The following is an 18,663-nucleotide window of genomic DNA, read 5'->3' on the forward strand; positions in this document are numbered from 1 at the left end:
AATAGGACATTCCGGGTTCGTCACAAATCGATATGTCTAACATCTGGGTTTTCAATCGATAACCAATCCGTGACAATAGCACGGAAACTATCTGATTCACCGGTTGTATAAAAAACTGGCGCTATTTCGCATTCAGATGTATATTCAATATCATTTGCTAGTAGAATTCGTTCAACATCACAAACTGTTTCCACCGCGGACGATATAATTTGCACATTATCCGGTAACGATTTTTTTATATGGTGCTCTAACAATGGATAATGTGTACAGCCCAATATCGCTGCATCAAAGTCAATATCTGCAAGTCCATGCAGTGCTTGTTCGACAATCGCACCTGCATTTTCCGAGTTGTATTGACCACTTTCGACAATTGGTACAAACTCAGGGCAAGCAAGTGAATAAACCATTGCATTCGATGCTAGTCCATGAATTGCATTTTCATAGGCTCCACTTTTAATCGTGCCCGTAGTTCCTAGTACGGCGATTTTTTGGGTTTCTGAAGCATTAACCGCAGCTCGCGCACCAGGAGCAATCACACCAATGACCGGGAAAGGAAAATTTGCCCGTATTTCATCGAGAGCAACTGCTGTGGCTGTATTACAGGCTATTACAAGCATTTTAATGCCCATTTTCGACAGCGCCGTTGCCATCTCCATTGTAAAGACCTGGACTTCTTGAGTTGGACGTGGCCCATATGGACAACGTGCATCATCTCCTATGTAGACGATTGGTTCATTCGGTAGCCGTTTAAGAATTTCTTTTACTACGGTCAATCCGCCGACGCCGGAATCGATTACTCCGATTGGTGCTTCCACTGTAATCCCTCAATCCTTTTTCATCTCTTGGTGTAGTTTAGTCAGCAGATCAGAGAAAACTTTTACTTCCTTTTCATCGAAATCTGTCAGCACTGAATTCAAATAATGACGTCGCTTATCAATCACTTCTTCAATTACCCTCTCACCTTCGCTTAGCAAGTGAATTCGTACAACTCGGCGATCGGTTGTATCACGAACTCTTTTTACAAGGGAGTTCTTTTCCATTCGATCAACCAAATCTGTCGTAGTGCTAAAAGCAAGGAACATTTTGTTCGAAAGATCTCCGATTGTCATATCTCCATGTTCAAAAAGCCACTGCAATGCGACAAATTGCGGCGGGGTAATTGTGTAGTTGCTAAGGATTCTACGTCCTTGCTGTTTAATAATCGCAGCAACATACCGCAATTCTTTCTCCATATGCGCTACTTCTTCTGTATATTCATTGTTTGGTGAGGTGTTTTCCATCAAATAGACCAGCCCCCTGAGAACGATTCCTGTCTACTCATTGTCTCCCTTTTTCGCGCGTAAGGCAATACCTTTTAAAGTGATGGTAAAAAACACTAAAAGAATAGCCGTTTGAATTCTGCATGATGCAGGTCAAACAGCTATTCTTAAGGTGCGTCATTACATAATTGCGCAAAATTTAAATACGCATTTCGACAAATAGGTTCTTATTGTCTTTGGTTATGAATACCCTTTTAACGCAACTGTAATTCACCCAAACGCAATAATTCGATTACCGCCTGCGCTCTACCGGAAACACCGAGCTTTTGAATCGTGTTCGAAATATGGTTCCGAACAGTCTTTTCGCTGATTCCGAGCCGCCCTGCGATATCTTTTGTCGTTTGATCATCAACGAGCAGATTGAATATTTCCCGTTCTCTAGCGGTAAGCAAAGAACGGTTTTTAGAGTTTTCTATCAAGACGCGCCCTCCTATCCACTTTCACTTTAAAATATGTGAAGAAGGAGCGGGCTGTGCCGGCTACTTGATTAATTAATAGTCAAATAGCAATTTTTCTTTAGCAGTCCATGGAACACCTTTGCCTGTTTTTCTGCTAATTTGGACCATCGAACCTCGTCCTGTGAAAACGATATCCCCTTTACTATTTTTCGCCATGTAATGGATATCTATAGAACTGTTACCAATGGATGCAGCTTTCACGAAAATTGTAAGCTGTTCATCAAAAAATACTTGTTTCACAAAATCACATTGCAGGTCTGCAACAACTGGAAACGTCTCGCCCACTGGATCAAGCCAATTATTCATCAACTTAATTTCCTTTAAATATTCAATTCTTGCGTGTTCAAAATAAACAAATGGGATTGTATTATTTAAATGACCATACATATCCGTCTCTGAAAATCTGACAGAAACCGGAACGGAGAATTTGAAATCAGAAGTCCATTCCGTTAATTCCGCTATGTAAGCAGCTTTCATCTGTAAAAACCCCTTCTCGTTTAAAATGAATGAATACTCATTCTTGTATTCTATCAAATTCCCCCACATAAATGAAGCTTTAGGATAAAAAGAAAAAACCCCGCTAGGCACTTGCCTAGCGGAGCATTAGACTGAAATCAGTCTACCATATGGTCACTTCCAAAGAAGTTTTTAAACATTTGAACATTCGTTGCGCGGTTCATTGCAGCAATCGAAGTTGTAAGAGGAATTCCTTTTGGACATGCAACTACACAGTTTTGTGAGTTACCGCATTCTCCAATACCACCATCAGTCATAAGTGTAGCTAGACGCTCGTCTTTGTTCATTGCACCTGTGGGATGCGAATTGAACAGACGGACTTGTGAAAGAAGTGCAGGTCCCATAAAGTTTGTATTGTCATTGACGTTCGGGCATGCTTCAAGGCATACACCACATGTCATACATTTAGAAAGCTCATATGCCCATTGACGCTTACGCTCAGGCATACGTGGTCCTTCACCTAAGTCATAAGTTCCATCAATCGGAATCCAAGCTTTTATTTTTTTCAAAGAATCAAACATGAATTCTCTATCAACAATCAAGTCGCGAACGACAGGGAATGTTTTCATAGGTTCAAGTTTAATGGGTTGTGTAAATTGGTCCACAAGTGCTGTACAAGATTGACGTGGACGTCCGTTAATAACCATCGAACATGCGCCACAAACCTCTTCTAGACAACTCATTTCCCAGTTAACTGGTGTAGTGTTCTTACCTTCTGCATTGACCGGATTACGACGAATTTCCATTAACGCTGAAATAACGTTCATATTCGGTCTATATTCTACTTCAAAACTCTCCATATATGGTTGCGAATCAGCTGTATCCTGGCGTTGAATTTCAAAACGGACTGTTTTCTTAGCTGTTTGCTGTTCGCGTTCCGGTACGGCTGTATTGTTCTCGCTCAATTATGTCAATCTCCTTTCTTCGCGGAGTAATCGCGTGTACGTGGCGGAATCAAGGAAACATCGACTTCTTCGTAATGGAAGATTGGTGCAGAATGTCCATCGAATTTCGCCATCGTCGTTTTCAGGAAGTTCTCATCATCACGATTTGGGAATTCTGGTTTGTAATGGGCTCCACGGCTTTCATTACGATTCAGCGCTCCAAGTGTGATGACTCGAGCTAAGTATAGCATGTTTTTCAGCTGACGCGTAAATGTTGCGCCTTGGTTAGACCACTTTTGCGTATCGATAATGTTAATGTTTTCATAACGTTCTAGAAGCTCTACGATCTTATCATCCGTAGCTTGAAGCTTGTCATTGTGGCGTACCACTGTAACGTTATCTGTCATCCATTCTCCAAGCTCTTTATGAAGGATATACGCATTTTCAGTACCGTTCATTTTAAGTGTGTCATCCCACTTCTGTTGCTCTTCTTTTTCTGCCTCGTCGAAGATTGTTGAAGGGAGATCCACTACAGATCGTTTTAAGTGCTTCATATATTTGATAGCATTCGGTCCTGCGACCATTCCACCGTATATTGCTGAAAGGAGTGAGTTTGCGCCAAGACGGTTTGCACCATGCTGCGAATAATCAACTTCTCCTGCTGCAAATAGGCCTGGAATACTTGTTTGCTGATCATAATCGACCCATAACCCGCCCATCGAATAGTGGACTGCTGGGAAGATTTTCATCGGAAGTTTACGCGGATCGTCGCCTGTAAATTTCTCGTATATTTCAATAATTCCGCCGAGCTTGATATCGAGTTCTTTCGGATCCTTATGGGAAAGGTCCAAGTACACCATGTTTTCGCCGTTAATACCAAGTTTTTGATTAACACAAACGTCGAAAATTTCACGGGTTGCAATATCTCGAGGTACAAGGTTACCGTAATCCGGATATTTTTCTTCGAGGAAGTACCAAGGTTTTCCGTCTTTATAAGTCCAGATACGACCGCCTTCACCACGTGCAGATTCACTCATAAGTCGGAGTTTGTCGTCTCCTGGAATCGCTGTCGGGTGAATTTGAATGAACTCACCGTTTGCATATTGTGCTCCTTGTTGATAAACGATGGAAGCAGCAGAACCTGTATTAATGACAGAGTTTGTCGTTTTCCCGAAAATGATACCGGGTCCACCTGTTGCCATAATTACTGCATCGCCTTTAAACGCTTTAATTTCCATTGTTTTCATGTTTTGTGCTTTGATACCGCGACAAACGCCTTCTTCGTCAAGTACAACACCTAAGAATTCCCAGTGCTCATACTTTTGAACAAGCCCATCGACTTCAAAACGTCTAACTTGCTCGTCAAGTGCATATAGAAGCTGTTGTCCTGTTGTCGCTCCTGCAAATGCCGTACGGTGGTGCATTGTACCTCCGAAACGTCGGAAATCCAAAAGTCCTTCAGGTGTCCGGTTGAACATTACGCCCATACGGTCCAACAAACTAATGATTCCTGGTGCCGCGGCCGTCATGGCTTGTACAGGAGGTTGATTCGCAAGGAAGTCTCCTCCATATACAGAGTCATCGAAGTGGATTTCAACCGAATCGCCTTCCCCTTTTGTATTCACTGCGCCGTTGATGCCACCTTGCGCACATACTGAGTGGGAACGTTTAACCGGAACAATTGAGAACAGGTCGACCGGCGTGCCATCTTCAGCTGCTTTGATAGTTGCCATCAAGCCTGCAAGACCTCCGCCGACAACAATCAATCTGCTTTTCGCCATTATTGTTTCACTCCTCAAATTATAGGGATTTCATATTTCGTTAAATTATTTTTTTATTTAAACAAAAGCAAATAGTGCTTGTACACCGATTACAGAGAGAACTAGGAATACGACAATTGAAATATATGTAACAATTTTTTGTGAACGCGGTGATTGTGTTAATCCCCAGCTTACTAGGAATGACCAAATACCGTTTGATAAGTGGAATGTTGCCGCAATAACTCCCGCAATGTAGAATGCAAGCATGAACGGATTCGACAAAATATCTTCCATCATATTAAAGTCCACATCAGCACCTAATGCTTTTTGAACTCTAGTCTGGTAAATATGCCATGCGATGAACACAACTAGGAATACGCCAGTTATGCGTTGTAGCATAAACATCCAGTTACGGAAAGTACCGTATCGTTGTACGTTGTTTTTCGATGTGAAAGCTATGTACACACCATAGAATCCATGGAACATGAGTGGAATGTAGATGACAAACCATTCGAGGAATAGAACGAATGGTAAGCTCCCCATGAAATTGGAAGCGGTGTTGAATGCTTCTGGACCTCGTGTTGCAAAATGGTTAATGACCAAGTGCTGGACAACAAAAAGCCCCACCGGAATAATTCCGAGCAACGAATGAAGACGGCGTAAATAGAAATCTGATTCTCTTGACAAGTCTTTTACCCTCCCTTATTAACTGAGTCCGCCAATCGTCGTCTGCCATCGTTTCGACACGAAGCAAATGTTGACGGCGTACCTCTTCATGGTACAATATTATGACATAACCATTGTACTCCTCAGTTTTGAAGAGGTCAAGACGATTCAGGCTTTTTGCCACGCCTTAATCTAGTACTCTTTTATGCCATTAGACTTACTGATTCTATCATTTAACCGAAAGGGTTGCATGTTCGATTGGAAAACATTACATACGATACGCCGACCCGATTCGGCTATGAACTTTTACGGGACCACGTGTTGCCTAGTATTCTCGGCAACCACGAAGATGACATTCTGTACTGGGCTGGAAAAGATGTGGCCAGAAAATTCCCCATTTTCAGTATTGATGAACTACCCATTTTCTTTACGGAAGCCGGTTGGGGTCCACTTCAGCTTGATAAGACAGAAAAGGATGAAGCGTTTTATTCGATGAAAAACGATTTTGGGACAAATAACCAAAATAGATCTTGTCAACTTGAAGCGGGCTTCATTGCAGAACAATACCAAAAGTTAAATGGACTTCTGACTGAATGCTACGGTGAAATGAAAGACGGTTTGGTGCACTTTCAAGTCAAATGGGATTTAAAAACCAAAATTGAAGTATGAATCGAAGATGCCCCGGTATTGGGTGCATCTTCTTTCAATTCTACTTTAATTTCTATCTAAACCGAATTGCTCATGAAGTGTTGCAACTGCTTTCTCCATATCCGATTCAGGAATGACTACGGAGACTTTGATTTCAGAAGTGCTCACCATTTTCACGGGAACGGTTGCGTTCCTCAGCGTGTCGAACATTTGCGCGGCAACTCCCGGATTCGATACCATTCCACTTCCCACGATTGAAACTTTCGCCAGTCCTACTTCAAAATCTGCCCGACTATAACCGAGAGATTCTTTTTCGGTCTCCAAAACATTTATCGCTTCTGCGAAATCTTCTTTTTTAATGGAAAATGACACAGACGGCTGTACGCCTTCCATAATTGTCTGAACAATGATGTCGACGTTTACATGTTGTTTCGCGAGTGCAGTGAAAATATTAGCAAGTGAGCCATTATAAGGTACTTCATACATCACTGTAATCCGTACAATTTCTCTCTCAAAAGCGATGCCACGTACAATTAAATTGTTTTCCAAATCGATTTCCTCCTTGATAACTGTTCCTACTCCGTCCATATGAGCCGGTCTTACCCGAAGCGGCATTTGATGATTTTTTGCAAACTCAACTGCTCTTGGATGAAGCACACCCGCACCAAGGTTAGCGATTTCCAACATTTCATCGTAAGATATTTCCTCAAGTTTCGTCGCTCGTTCAATCAATCTTGGGTCCGTCGTAAATACCCCTTCGACGTCCGTGTAAATATCACAACTAGCTGCATCGAGTGCAATCGCAATTGCGACGGCACTCGTATCGGAACCACCGCGACCAAGTGTTGTCAACTCACCGTTATTATCAATTCCTTGGAAACCAGTGATTACTGCAACCGCGCCTGATTCTAGTGCGGTTTGAATTTTGTCAGCATTAACTTGTTCAATCCTTGCATTACCATGAACAGCCTCTGTCGTTACCCCTGCTTGCCAACCTGTGTATGACCGTGCTTCTAACCCTTGTGCAGTAATCGCCATTGCAAGTAAAGACGCTGTTACTTGTTCTCCTGTTACAAGGAGCATATCCAATTCGCGCCGTCCTGCTTTGGGATTAATCTCCATTGCCAACCTTAATAGTTCATCTGTTGTTTTACCCATCGCAGAGACAATGACTGCCACTTGGTTTCCACGATTAACCTCATTTTTAACAAGTGTTGCAGCCCGTGCAATTCTCTCTGGATTTGCAACTGATGTCCCTCCGAATTTCATTACAATACGTCCCATGATTTTTCCTCCATTTTCCCCTGAATGCAAAAACGGCCCTCAAAAGTATGAGAGCCGGTCTGATTGGAGCTATCCCCGAAGAGACGCCCCATCCAGATAGCCCTCCAGGTATTTCCATACCTGACAAATCTCCACTTATTCAATGGAAATCCAGCATGACAATCGTGACAGACGATTCATCCGCTTCGGCGAATACCCCTTTCAATCCCTTTCATTAGGCTGCCGCCTTCCGTGGATCTACTATTGGTTACCGCACCTCTATCTTCACTATATATAAATGTATTAGTGAAAAAATTCATTGGTTTCACCTTACCATATTACTTTTTTTCTCGCAATGCCATCTCGCGAAAATGCGCTTCAACTGATTTTGCTACACCTGCAGGTAGTCCTGCTTCTTGCAATTGTTCAATCGTAGCTTCGCGTATCTTATTTACTGATTCAAAATGCCTTAACAGCATCGTTTTCCGTTTTTGCCCAACTCCCGGCAATCCATCCAGTGCTGACGTCAATGAATTCGTTTCGCGGCGTTGTCTATGGAAAGTGATTGCAAACCGATGCACTTCATCCTGGATTCTTTGCAATAAGTAAAATCCTTCACTCGACCTCTTAAGTGGTATCATTTCAACCGGGTTACCATAAAGGAGTTGTGCTGTTTGGTGCTTCTCATCTTTTGCAAGTCCCGCAATGGGAATGGATAAATTCAACTCATCCTCAATGATTTCCCTAACAGACTCCATATGACCTTTACCCCCATCAACAACAATAAGGTCTGGTAATGGCAAATCATCTTTCAACACACGGATATAACGTCTCCGTACAACTTCACGCATTGCACCATAATCGTCGTGCGCTGCCGCGGTCATCGTTTTATATTTTCTGTAATCTTTTCGATTCGGTTTCCCGTCAACAAATGAAACCATTGCAGAAACTGCATCAGCGCCATACATATGTGAATTATCAAATGCTTCAATACGTAAAGGCACTGTGATGTTCATCGCTTTGCCAAGTTCCTCACATGCACCGATTGTCCTCATTTCCTGACGTTCAATGAGATGGAACTTTTCCGATAATGATATCTCTGCATTTTTGACTGCCAATTGGACTAGATCTTTCTTTTTTCCGCGCTGTGGAATGAATACATTGACATCGAGAAGCCTACTGATGATTACATTATCAATTCCTTGTGGCAAAAGTATTTCCTGGGGAATCAAGTGTTGTGATTTTCCATAAAATTGGCCAATGAAAGTCAGCAATTCCTCTTCAGGTTCTTGATAAAGTGGAAAAAGTGACACATCCCGTTCTATCAACTTTCCTTGACGGACAAAAAAGACTTGAACACACATCCAGCCGTGATTGACTGCAAATCCGAAAATATCACGATCCGTGAAATCATTCATGGTCATCGCTTGTTTCTCCATGACCGCTTCAATGTTAGCAATCTGATCACGATATTCTTTTGCGCGTTCAAATTCCAGATTTTCCGCTGCAGCAGACATTTTCTCTGTTAATTCTTTTTTTACTTTTTTATAACCGCCGTTTAAAAATCGGCTGATGTCGTCCACCATTTCTTTGTACGTATCAGTACTCACTTCATTGATGCACGGTGCAAGGCATTGGCCAAGGTGGTAATATAAACAAGCTCGGTCCGGCAACGTTAAACATTTTCGATAAGGATAAAGTCGGTCAAGTAATTTTTTTGTTTCCCCAGCGGCAAATGCATTTGGGTATGGACCAAAATACTTTCCTTTGTCTTTTTTGACTTGTCTTGTAATAATTAGTTTCGGATGTCGCTCGGCAGTCAATTTTAAATACGGATACGTTTTATCATCCTTTAGCATGATATTATATTTCGGATCATACTGTTTGATCAGATTCAATTCAAGAACAAGAGCCTCCAGATTTGAAGATGTGACAATGTATTCAAAATCTGTAATTTCCCCAACCAGTCGCTGTGTTTTCCCGTCATGGCTTCCCGTAAAGTAACTGCGCACACGATTTTTCAAAACTTTTGCCTTGCCGACATAGATAATTGTCCCTTGCCTGTCTTTCATTAAATAACAACCCGGCAACTCCGGTAATATAGCCAACTTCTCTGAAATTAGTTCATTCATCTATTTCACCTACCAAAAAAACCGGGAGCCTTTGAAGGGACCCGGTTATACTTTCAAATATGCCTCAATGTATTTACGCTAAGATATTGATTGGAGTTTCCTCGATTGACTCCATTCAATACCCTCGACATCCGCCAGAGGCTTCAGCTCGAAGAGGAGGAATTATATTCCATTCCTCTCTATCGGTAACTTAGGCGTTGTTGCTGAAATATGTTAATAATTAAGCGTGCTTTGTAATCAATTCTGCAAGTGCTTCTTTCGGTTTGAAACCGACAACTTTATCGACGATTTCTCCGTCTTTGAAAAGAACCAAAGTAGGGATTGACATAATGCCATATTTACCAGCTGTTTCCTGATTGTCGTCTACGTCAACTTTAACAATACTTGCTTTCCCTGTGATTTCGCCGTCTAGTTCTTCAAGTACTGGAGCGATCATTTTACAAGGTCCACACCAAGGTGCCCAAAAGTCTACAAGGACTAATCCTTCTTTAATGTTCTCTTCAAAGTTCTGATCAGTTGCGTGAATAATAGCCATAATATATTTCCTCCTCTTATTAGATAACCTATGATCGTATTATAGCATGCTGCTATATCCCGACCTAAATATATGCTCTGCAAAAAAAGTAAGCGCCCTGCTAATGAGGGCGCTTACTTTTGAATCAGTTCGTTTTAAGCTTTTTGATTTCTTCAATCATCATTGGAATAACCTCAAATAGGTCTCCAACAATACCGTAGTCAGCTACTTTAAAAATATTCGCTTCTGAATCTTTATTGATAGCCACGATTATTTTCGAGTTGGACATGCCCGCCATATGCTGGATTGCACCCGATATTCCTGCAGCGATGTACAGATCCGGTGTAACAACTTTGCCCGTTTGTCCGATTTGTAATGAATAGTCACAGTAGTCAGCGTCACATGCCCCGCGTGAAGCACCGATTGCTCCGCCTAATAGTGATGCAAGTTCTTGCAGTGGTTCAAAGCCTTCTGCACTTTTCACACCGCGCCCCCCTGCAACAACAACTTTCGCTTCCGAAAGGTCGACGCCATCTGTCGATTTACGGATAACTTCAGAAATGATTGTCCGTAGATTAGTAACCTCAACAGGTACCGCTGTTACTTCACCAGAACGGTTTGCATCATGCTCTAACGGCGCAATGTTATTCGGGCGAACTGTTATAAACAATAATCCATCTTTATTTTTTACTTTTTCGAATGCTTTACCGGAGAAGATAGGACGGATAAATACTGCCGCATCGCCTTCTCCTTCAATAGCAGTTACATCAGAAATCAAACCCGATGCTAGTTTACTAGCAACTTTAGGTGAAAGATCTTTTCCAAGAGCCGTATGACCAAAAACAACAGCATCCGGTTTCTCCTGATCATAAACAGCCATGAATGCTTGGCTGAAGCCATCGGAAGTATATAGTTTCAAATGTGGATGCTCAACAGTGATCACACGGTCCGCTCCATAATGGATCATTTCTTCCGCTAACGATTGTACTGCATCGCCGAGCAAGATGCCGACAACCTCTCCGCCTCCGGATACCTTTTTAGCAGCTGCAATCGCCTCAAACGAAACGTTACGCAATGCCCCTTCTCGTACTTCCCCAAGTACTACTACTTTTTTAGACATCTATAGTCCCTCCTATTACAATTAAAAGTCAGATTAGATTACTTTAGCTTCAGTTTTAAGGAGATTAACAAGTTCTTTCACTTGATCACTCGTATCCCCTTCAAGAATACGTCCAGCAGCTTTTTGCGGTGGAAGATAGATTTCTATTGTTTGTGTTTTAGCTTCCACGTCTTCTTCCTCAAGATCTAGATCATCAAGCTCTAGCTCTTCTAACGGTTTTTTCTTGGCTTTCATGATTCCTGGAAGTGAAGGATAGCGAGGTTCATTTAGACCTTGCTGTGCAGTCACTAAGAGTGGAAGTGATGTTTCAATCGTTTCAGAATCTCCCTCAACATCACGAATGATTTTGACTGAAGTTCCGCTAATTTCAAGGTTCGTGATTGTCGTTACACAGTTGATGCCCAAAAGTTCGGCAACACGCGGACCAACTTGTCCAGAACCACCATCGATTGCAACATTTCCTGCAAGAATCAAATCAGCTTCCTTATCTTTCAAGTACTCAGCGATGATTTTAGCAGATGTAAACTCGTCCATTTCATCTAGATCATCCTCAGTATTGATAAGCACTGCTTTATCAGCACCCATTGCAAGCGCTGTACGAAGTTGTTTTTCAGCGTCTTCTCCACCAATTGTTATAACAGTTACTTCACCATCATTTGCGTCCCGTACTTGGATGGCTTCTTCAATTGCGTATTCATCATAAGGGTTAATGATAAACTCCGCACCGTCTTCGGCAATTTTACCGTTTGAGATTGTAATTTTTTCCTCTGTATCAAATGTCCGTTTAACTAAAACATAAATGTTCATATTGCATACCCCCTCAACTTTTTGATTATTTTCCTTTAAATACTGGAACTCGTTTTTCTAAGAATGCTTGAATTCCTTCTTTAGCATCTTCAGAGATGAAAACGTTACCAAATGAATCAGCTTCCGCTTTCACACCTTCATAATAAGAAGCTGGTTTTGAATACTGAAGCATCTGAAGTGCAAATTTGACCGCAACAGGACTTTTCTTAGCAATTTTTTTTGCAAGCTCCATTGATTTCGGAAGTAACTCTTCGTCTGTGAAGGCTTGATTGGCAAGTCCAAGTTGTGCCGCTTCTACTCCACTGATAGGATCACTCGTTAACAACATTTCCGCGGCTTTCGGCATGCCGACGTAGCGAGGAAGACGTTGTGTTCCAGCAAACCCAGGAATTAGTCCCAGTTGCAATTCTGGCATTCCAAGTTTTGCACTTTCAGTGACGAATCGAATGTGACAAGCCATTGCCAGTTCAAGCCCACCACCTAATGCTGCCCCATGAATAGCTGCTATAACTGGTTTCGAGAATTGTTCGAGACGTTCAAAAACTTCTTGTCCGCTGGCCGCTAATTTTGAAAATTCTTCACCTGTAGTAACAGATGTAAATTCTTTGATATCCGCACCTGCAGAGAAGAATTTACCTTCCCCATGTAAGACTATGACTCTAACAGATTCGTCGTGCTCCACTTTATCGAGCAATGCATCCACTTCAAGGATAAGTGCTCGTGAAAGCGCATTCGCAGGCGGTCTGTTTATTGTCACTACCGCCACCCCATCGTCAACTAAAACGTTTAGAAACTCCATTTCATCCCATCCTTCTTAAGCTTTCATTCCATTCATAATCAGCCTATGTACTTCGGGTGATAGTTTCATTAAATCATATTTTTGATCATTCATCACCCATGAAGTGATAGTTTCATCAATTGTTCCGAATACCATCTGTCTTGCAAGCCGGACATCAAGACCGGTATTTAGTGCCCCGTTTTCGATTCCCTCTTTCAAAATGGCATCAAGAAGCATTAGATATTCCTTTAAGACTTCATTAATACGGACCCTTAACTCCTTATTAGATTGTCGGAGTTCAAGCTGAGTTACAATTGCAAGGTGACGGTCTTCATGAAGTACACGGAAATGATTATCAATCATCCTGAATAATTTTTCGGATGTGTCGATATCTTGTTTCAAAATAATTTCAACGTAGTTTACGAAAATCGCCATTTTCTCTTTAAAGACGGATATTAGAATATCTTCTTTATTTTTAAAATAGAGATAGATTGTTCCGTCCGCAACGCCAGCTTCTTTCGCAATCTTAGACACTTGCGCTTGGTGATAACCATTTTCAGCGATTACAATAACCGCCGCGTTCACTATTTGTTTATATTTCGGTTTATCTCGTTTCATACTTAATCACCACCAATAGAAAATATGAATGATGATTCATTCATATTTTCATATTAGTCGCTATTTACCTTCGTGTCAAGTATTCCCTTACAGTGGAAGCAATTCCTTCTCAGCCCTCTTTTTCTCTTCATCGACAAGAGCACGGCGTAGTATCTTCCCAACAGCAGTTTTAGGCAGCTCGTTTCGGAATTCATATAGTCGTGGTATTTTAAATGACGCCAAATTTTCCCTACAATACTTATCAAGCTCTTCTTCAGTTACAGTAGCACCTTGTTTTAAAACAATATATGCCTTGACTGTTTCGCCTCTGTATGGATCAGGAATACCAGCAACGACACATTCCTGTACTGCCTCATGTTCATAAAGAATCTCTTCAATTTCTCGTGGGTATATATTAAATCCACTCGCTATGATTATATCTTTTTTTCGATCAACAACATAGAAATAACCTTGTTCATCCATATATCCAAGATCTCCTGTCATGAACCAGCCGTCGCGAAAAGTCTGCTCCGTATCTTCCGGTCTGTTCCAGTATCCCTTCATCACTTGTGGACCTTTAATTGCAATTTCACCAATTTCTCCATTCTTCAAAGGTTCTGTTGAATCTGGGCCGAGTATGCAGGAATCCGTGTCCGGCCAAGGAACACCGACTGATCCTTTCATTCGTTCTTCCGACCATACAAAGTTCGCATGTGATACTGGTGAGGTTTCTGTCAGACCATATCCTTCAACAAGCCTTCCACCGGTTATTTTTTCGAATTTTTCTTGAACTTCGATCGGCAAGGCGGCGGAACCGCTTATACAAGCCTTTATGGAAGATAGGTCGTATTTTTCTAAATCAGGATGGTTCAATAATCCGATGTATATAGTAGGTGCGCCTGGAAAAAGAGTCGGCTTCTGTTTATCAATTGTTTTCAGTGCCGTTTCGAAATCGAATTTAGGTACGAGGACCATTTTATTACCTTGCATCACGGAAAGAATCAGTACAGTTGTCATTCCGTAAACATGGAAGAAAGGCAGGATGCCCATTACTACTTCTTCGCCCTCTTTACATTTATACAACCATGCATCACACATCTTCACATTGGCAATAAGGTTAGCATGTGTTAACATGACACCTTTTGGCGGTCCCGTCGTTCCGCCCGTATATTGTAGCAACGCGATATCCTCATCAGAATCAAATGTATAACTGACTGGATCCGGTTTTGCAGATTTCATTATTTCTGTGAATAGATGATTCATGCCACGGTGTTCAACTTTCACTTTGACCCCATGCTCCTTCTTCTGAATAAAAGGAAAAATTAAGTTTTTAGGGAACGGTAAGTAATCTTTTATTCCTGTGATGATGACATGCTCAAGTTCTGTTTCCTTAACAATTTTTGAAATTCTCGGGTATAGAATATCGAGTGAAATGATGGCTTTTGCTCCGGAATCCGTCATCTGATAAGCCACTTCACGTTCTGTGTAAAGAGGGTTCGTTTGAACAACAACTGCGCCGATATACAAAATACCATAGTAGGCAATTGCACTTTGCGGGCAGTTTGGTAACATAATTGCCACCCGGTCCCCTTTACTAATTCCAATTGTCGTCAAATAGTTTGCAAACTTCAAAGCCGATTGATGAAACTCTTTAAATGAAATATCTTTGCCTAGAAAATGCATAGCGGTTTTATCAGGATACTTGTTACTGGACCTCGTTAGATATTCCTGTAGAGGAATTCGCTCATAATCGAGTGTCTTTGAAATTTCGGCAGGATATAAATCTAGCCAAGGTTTCGTTGTCATTTTTTAGCCCCCTCTTCTCTTATCTACAGTTCTTTGAATATTCCTAATTTAATTATAGTTGTTAATGTTTCAGGTTACAATTGAAAAATTACATTTACATTAAAAAAGCCTTGACCAGTATAAACTGGTCAAGGTGTATTAGATGTCATCCAGTATATGCCTACTAAAATAAATAAGACACAGACAACAATTAGTATTTTCGATAATCTCTCCATGAATTCACGACTCCTATGAAATACTTGCTCCAATTACGAATGATAACCCTACGGAAATCGTCAAAGATATGAAGCCAACAGAACGATTATCTGCTTCGATTTCCTTATCTATGTTAAACTTGGGTGTTAAGAATTCAAATAATAAATATGCGAATACGAGTAAAATAAAACCGTACAATCCCCATCCAATCATTTGGGGCAATGAATTATGCTGTTCAATCGAATAGCGGAAAATATTTGCAACCCCGAAAATCTTTCCGCCAGTAGCAAGGGCAACAGCAACATTTCCTTTGCGAATTTCTTCCCAGTTGTTATATTTCGTAACGAGCTCAAAAAGAACCATCGAAACGACAAGACAAAGGACAACTACACTGAAGTAGCCTGCTGTTTCTACTAAAGGATGACTCCAAAATCCAGTATTCGTCATAATTTTCGACTCCTTTTAAGTTCGTTCGTTCATTCCTTTACGGATTGGAACGTAAAAGGTTTCAACTATTTCATTTATCCTATAACTTTATCTTCATTCAGCAGAAGACTCTCACCTCCATAGGTGGGAGATGAATGCGGTTTTGTACTCCTGTTCAGCGGGTGTCCAAACGCCCGCTGAACAAGGAGGAATGAAGTTCAATTCCTCCCTGATAAAGCCTCCGGCGGAAGTCACAGATTTTGAAAGGAGTCAATGAAGGCAACCTAAGATCGCCGCGTCCTGCGGCAACAAGGAAGGATGCAGTTCCATCCTTCCCTGTTGCATGACCTACATCCTGTAGGCCTCAAGCTCGATTCAAAATCTGGACGCAATTACGCCGAGGCGTAATTGATTTTTCATTTCAACTCTACAACAGTAACGCCATGTCCACCCTCGCCTGCTTCGCCGAACCGATACGTTTTGACACGCCTGTGGGTTTTCAAATATTGCTGAATGCCTTGCCTTAATGCACCTGTTCCTTTTCCGTGGATAATAGATACTTGGTGATAATTAGATAGGATTGCATCATCTAAATACTTTTCCGTGCGAATGATTGCATCTTCATAACGCTCGCCGCGAAGATCGAGTTCAAGTTTAACGTTTGAATCTCTTCCCTTTACAGAGGTCGATATATAAGATATTTTCTCTTTTTCAGGTTTAACGTACTCGAGACCTGATTGATCAAGCTTCATTTTTAAGATGCCGATTTGGACAATCCATTCATTATCTGAAACCTTATCGATTAGTGTTCCTTTTTGGCCATAGCTCAGCACTTTCACTTCGTCACCTATTTGCAAGGCCCTTGGTGCTGCCTTCGCTTTGATCACTTTCTTGCTCGCTTCCACTGGTGAGGCGCTTTCTAAACGTTTCCGAGCTTCAATTAGTTCGTGGTCTTTTATATTGGCACCGACATTTAGACGCATTGCACGTAAATCTGATATAACCGCTTCGCTTTCCCTTTTTGCGTCTTGAACAATTTTTCTCGCTTTGTCTTTGGCCTTTTCTTCCATCCGTTCTTTCATGCTGTCGAATGTGGCAAGTTTTTCTTCCAGTTCACGTTTCAGTCGATCCGTTTCCAAGAGAATTTCATGCGTTTCTTCGGCATCTTTTTCGGATTGGACACGGCTTGTCTCAAGCGACAATATCATTGAATCCACTTCCCCGCGATCTGTACCCGTGAACTTTTTAGCACGTTCTATGACACGGTCTTGCAATCCTAGGCGCTTCGAAATCTCGAACGCATTACTGCGGCCTGGTACTCCTATTAGCAATCGATATGTTGGACTAAGGGTGTCAACATCAAATTCAACGCTAGCATTGGCGACGCCCGGCCGATTATATCCATAAGCCTTCAATTCAGGATAATGGGTTGTAGCCATCACTCTCGCGCCGTGCCCGTGCACTTCATCCAAAATCGAGATGGCAAGTGCCGCCCCTTCCTGTGGATCTGTACCTGAACCGAGCTCGTCAAAAATAATTAGAGAACGGTCATCATATTTTTTTAATATGTCAACAATATTCACCATATGCGATGAGAATGTACTGAGACTTTGCTCAATTGACTGCTCGTCCCCAATATCTGCATAGACCGAATCGAACACAGCCACCTCAGAGCCATCGAGCGCGGGGATTGGCAAGCCAGCCTGTGCCATGAGCGTACAGAGTCCTACCGTTTTCAACGTGACTGTTTTACCGCCCGTATTCGGTCCGGTAATGACAATAGTGGTTATGTCTTTACCGAATTCGATTGTATTCGCTACCGCCTCTTCAATCGATAATAGTGGATGCCTAGCTTTTTTTAGGCGTATATAACCTTTGTTGTTCACTTCAGGTTTCGTACATTTATGAGCAATCCCAAATTTTGCTTTTGCAAGAATGACGTCAATTTCAGACAATATGGCTACTAACGTGAATAAATCATGAGCGACTTCTTGCACTATAGCAGACAACTCTATTAGAATCTTCTCTATTTCTTCCTGTTCTTGAAGTTTCAGTCTTCTAATTTCGTTATTTGCCTGCACCACTGCATCCGGCTCGATGAATAATGTTTGGCCGGAAGAAGACATATCATGGATGACGCCACGGTAATGCGAACGGTACTCCGACTTTACAGGAATGACATAACGATCGTTGCGGATTGTGACGATTGCGTCAGATAACATTTTTGCTGCATTTTTGCCCCGCGTATAACTCTCTAGTTTCTCGCGCACGCGACCTTCCTGGATTCGCAAGCCTTGCCGAATGGTACGAAGCGACCCCGATGCACTGTCTACCACATGCGCATTGTCATCGATGCATGCATTGATTTCATGTTCCAATCCTGTCAATACAGGAATGGCTTCTTTTTTCGCAATAAAATGCGGAATCTCAATATCTTCGTCCGCCACAATCGCTTCGATGAATTGCCGTAGATTCCGGCTTGCACGAATTGTGTTAGCCGTTTCCATTAGTTCAAATGCACTCAGCATGCCGCCCATTTGCGCACGTTTGGCATGGGGTCTGATATCACTGATTCCCCCCATCGGCACATTGCCACGAACTCGAAGTATCGATAACCCTTCGTCCGTTTCCTCAAGTAACTTTACAACTTCGTCAAAATTGCTTACGGGTACTAATTTTTCCATATAAGAACGACCGGCAAATGACGTGCAATGGGTTGCTGCCATATCTCGGATTTTATCGAACTCAAGTGTTTTTAAGACACGATTTTCCAA

18 protein-coding genes and 1 riboswitch are annotated in these 18,663 nt (G+C 41.8%); of the genes, 1 reads left to right on the plus strand and 17 read right to left on the minus strand.

Annotated elements, in window-relative coordinates; genetic code table 11:
• Positions 1-20: 20 nt before the first annotated feature.
• From racE to AC25Y6_RS12085, 7 genes are all read right to left on the minus strand, one after another.
• Positions 21-815 (minus strand): glutamate racemase, encoded by a 795-nt coding sequence (gene racE / locus AC25Y6_RS12055; protein ID WP_488143209.1) that lies wholly within the window; start codon positions 813-815, stop codon positions 21-23.
• Positions 816-824: 9 nt separating this feature from the next.
• Complete coding sequence (locus AC25Y6_RS12060; RefSeq protein ID WP_482100100.1) at positions 825-1,280, minus strand: MarR family winged helix-turn-helix transcriptional regulator; 456 nt, start codon at positions 1,278-1,280, stop codon at positions 825-827.
• 233 nt (positions 1,281-1,513) lie between these two features.
• Positions 1,514-1,735: a helix-turn-helix domain-containing protein gene (locus tag AC25Y6_RS12065; protein WP_482100101.1), complete on the minus strand. Its 222-nt coding sequence runs from the start codon at positions 1,733-1,735 to the stop codon at positions 1,514-1,516.
• A 75-nt stretch (positions 1,736-1,810) separates the two neighbouring features.
• Positions 1,811-2,254: an acyl-CoA thioesterase gene (locus AC25Y6_RS12070; RefSeq protein ID WP_482099697.1), complete on the minus strand. Its 444-nt coding sequence runs from the start codon at positions 2,252-2,254 to the stop codon at positions 1,811-1,813.
• 137 nt (positions 2,255-2,391) lie between these two features.
• On the minus strand, positions 2,392-3,198 hold the full coding sequence (gene sdhB / locus AC25Y6_RS12075) for a succinate dehydrogenase iron-sulfur subunit (protein WP_482104971.1): 807 nt from the start codon (positions 3,196-3,198) through the stop codon (positions 2,392-2,394).
• A 5-nt stretch (positions 3,199-3,203) separates the two neighbouring features.
• On the minus strand, positions 3,204-4,958 hold the full coding sequence (gene sdhA / locus AC25Y6_RS12080; RefSeq protein WP_488143210.1) for a succinate dehydrogenase flavoprotein subunit: 1,755 nt from the start codon (positions 4,956-4,958) through the stop codon (positions 3,204-3,206).
• A 57-nt stretch (positions 4,959-5,015) separates the two neighbouring features.
• The gene (locus AC25Y6_RS12085; protein WP_488143211.1) at positions 5,016-5,624 is read right to left on the minus strand and encodes a succinate dehydrogenase cytochrome b558 subunit; all 609 of its coding nucleotides are present in this window, start codon (positions 5,622-5,624) and stop codon (positions 5,016-5,018) included.
• A 237-nt stretch (positions 5,625-5,861) separates the two neighbouring features.
• On the opposite strand from AC25Y6_RS12085, the gene AC25Y6_RS12090 reads away from it, so the two are divergent.
• Complete coding sequence (locus AC25Y6_RS12090) at positions 5,862-6,272, plus strand: YslB family protein (protein ID WP_482099701.1); 411 nt, start codon at positions 5,862-5,864, stop codon at positions 6,270-6,272.
• Between the two features lie 45 nt (positions 6,273-6,317).
• On the opposite strand, the gene AC25Y6_RS12095 is transcribed toward AC25Y6_RS12090, so the two are convergent.
• From AC25Y6_RS12095 to AC25Y6_RS12140, 10 genes are all read right to left on the minus strand, one after another.
• Complete coding sequence (locus AC25Y6_RS12095; RefSeq protein ID WP_488143212.1) at positions 6,318-7,535, minus strand: aspartate kinase; 1,218 nt, start codon at positions 7,533-7,535, stop codon at positions 6,318-6,320.
• A gap of 89 nt (positions 7,536-7,624) precedes the next feature.
• Positions 7,625-7,804, minus strand: a riboswitch (Lysine riboswitch).
• A 48-nt stretch (positions 7,805-7,852) separates the two neighbouring features.
• Positions 7,853-9,646 (minus strand): excinuclease ABC subunit UvrC, encoded by a 1,794-nt coding sequence (gene uvrC, locus AC25Y6_RS12100; RefSeq protein ID WP_488143213.1) that lies wholly within the window; start codon positions 9,644-9,646, stop codon positions 7,853-7,855.
• A gap of 220 nt (positions 9,647-9,866) precedes the next feature.
• Positions 9,867-10,181, minus strand: coding sequence for a thioredoxin (trxA, locus tag AC25Y6_RS12105; protein WP_482099704.1), 315 nt, complete (start codon positions 10,179-10,181; stop codon positions 9,867-9,869).
• A gap of 124 nt (positions 10,182-10,305) precedes the next feature.
• Complete coding sequence (locus tag AC25Y6_RS12110) at positions 10,306-11,280, minus strand: electron transfer flavoprotein subunit alpha/FixB family protein (protein WP_488143214.1); 975 nt, start codon at positions 11,278-11,280, stop codon at positions 10,306-10,308.
• A 33-nt stretch (positions 11,281-11,313) separates the two neighbouring features.
• On the minus strand, positions 11,314-12,087 hold the full coding sequence (locus tag AC25Y6_RS12115) for an electron transfer flavoprotein subunit beta/FixA family protein (RefSeq protein ID WP_482099706.1): 774 nt from the start codon (positions 12,085-12,087) through the stop codon (positions 11,314-11,316).
• 25 nt (positions 12,088-12,112) lie between these two features.
• Entirely contained in the window at positions 12,113-12,886 is a 774-nt protein-coding gene (locus AC25Y6_RS12120; protein ID WP_482099707.1) for an enoyl-CoA hydratase, read from the minus strand.
• 15 nt (positions 12,887-12,901) lie between these two features.
• A complete protein-coding gene (fadR, locus tag AC25Y6_RS12125; RefSeq protein WP_482099708.1) occupies positions 12,902-13,483 on the minus strand; it encodes a fatty acid metabolism transcriptional regulator FadR in 582 nt (193 codons plus the stop codon).
• Positions 13,484-13,570: 87 nt separating this feature from the next.
• Complete coding sequence (locus tag AC25Y6_RS12130; RefSeq protein ID WP_488143215.1) at positions 13,571-15,268, minus strand: long-chain-fatty-acid--CoA ligase; 1,698 nt, start codon at positions 15,266-15,268, stop codon at positions 13,571-13,573.
• Between the two features lie 228 nt (positions 15,269-15,496).
• A complete protein-coding gene (locus AC25Y6_RS12135; protein ID WP_482099710.1) occupies positions 15,497-15,910 on the minus strand; it encodes a DUF350 domain-containing protein in 414 nt (137 codons plus the stop codon).
• A gap of 395 nt (positions 15,911-16,305) precedes the next feature.
• On the minus strand, positions 16,306-18,615 hold the full coding sequence (locus AC25Y6_RS12140; RefSeq protein ID WP_488143237.1) for an endonuclease MutS2: 2,310 nt from the start codon (positions 18,613-18,615) through the stop codon (positions 16,306-16,308).
• Between the last annotated feature and the right edge of the window lie 48 nt (positions 18,616-18,663).

It is taken from the genome of Sporosarcina sp. Y1004, assembly GCF_057669665.1.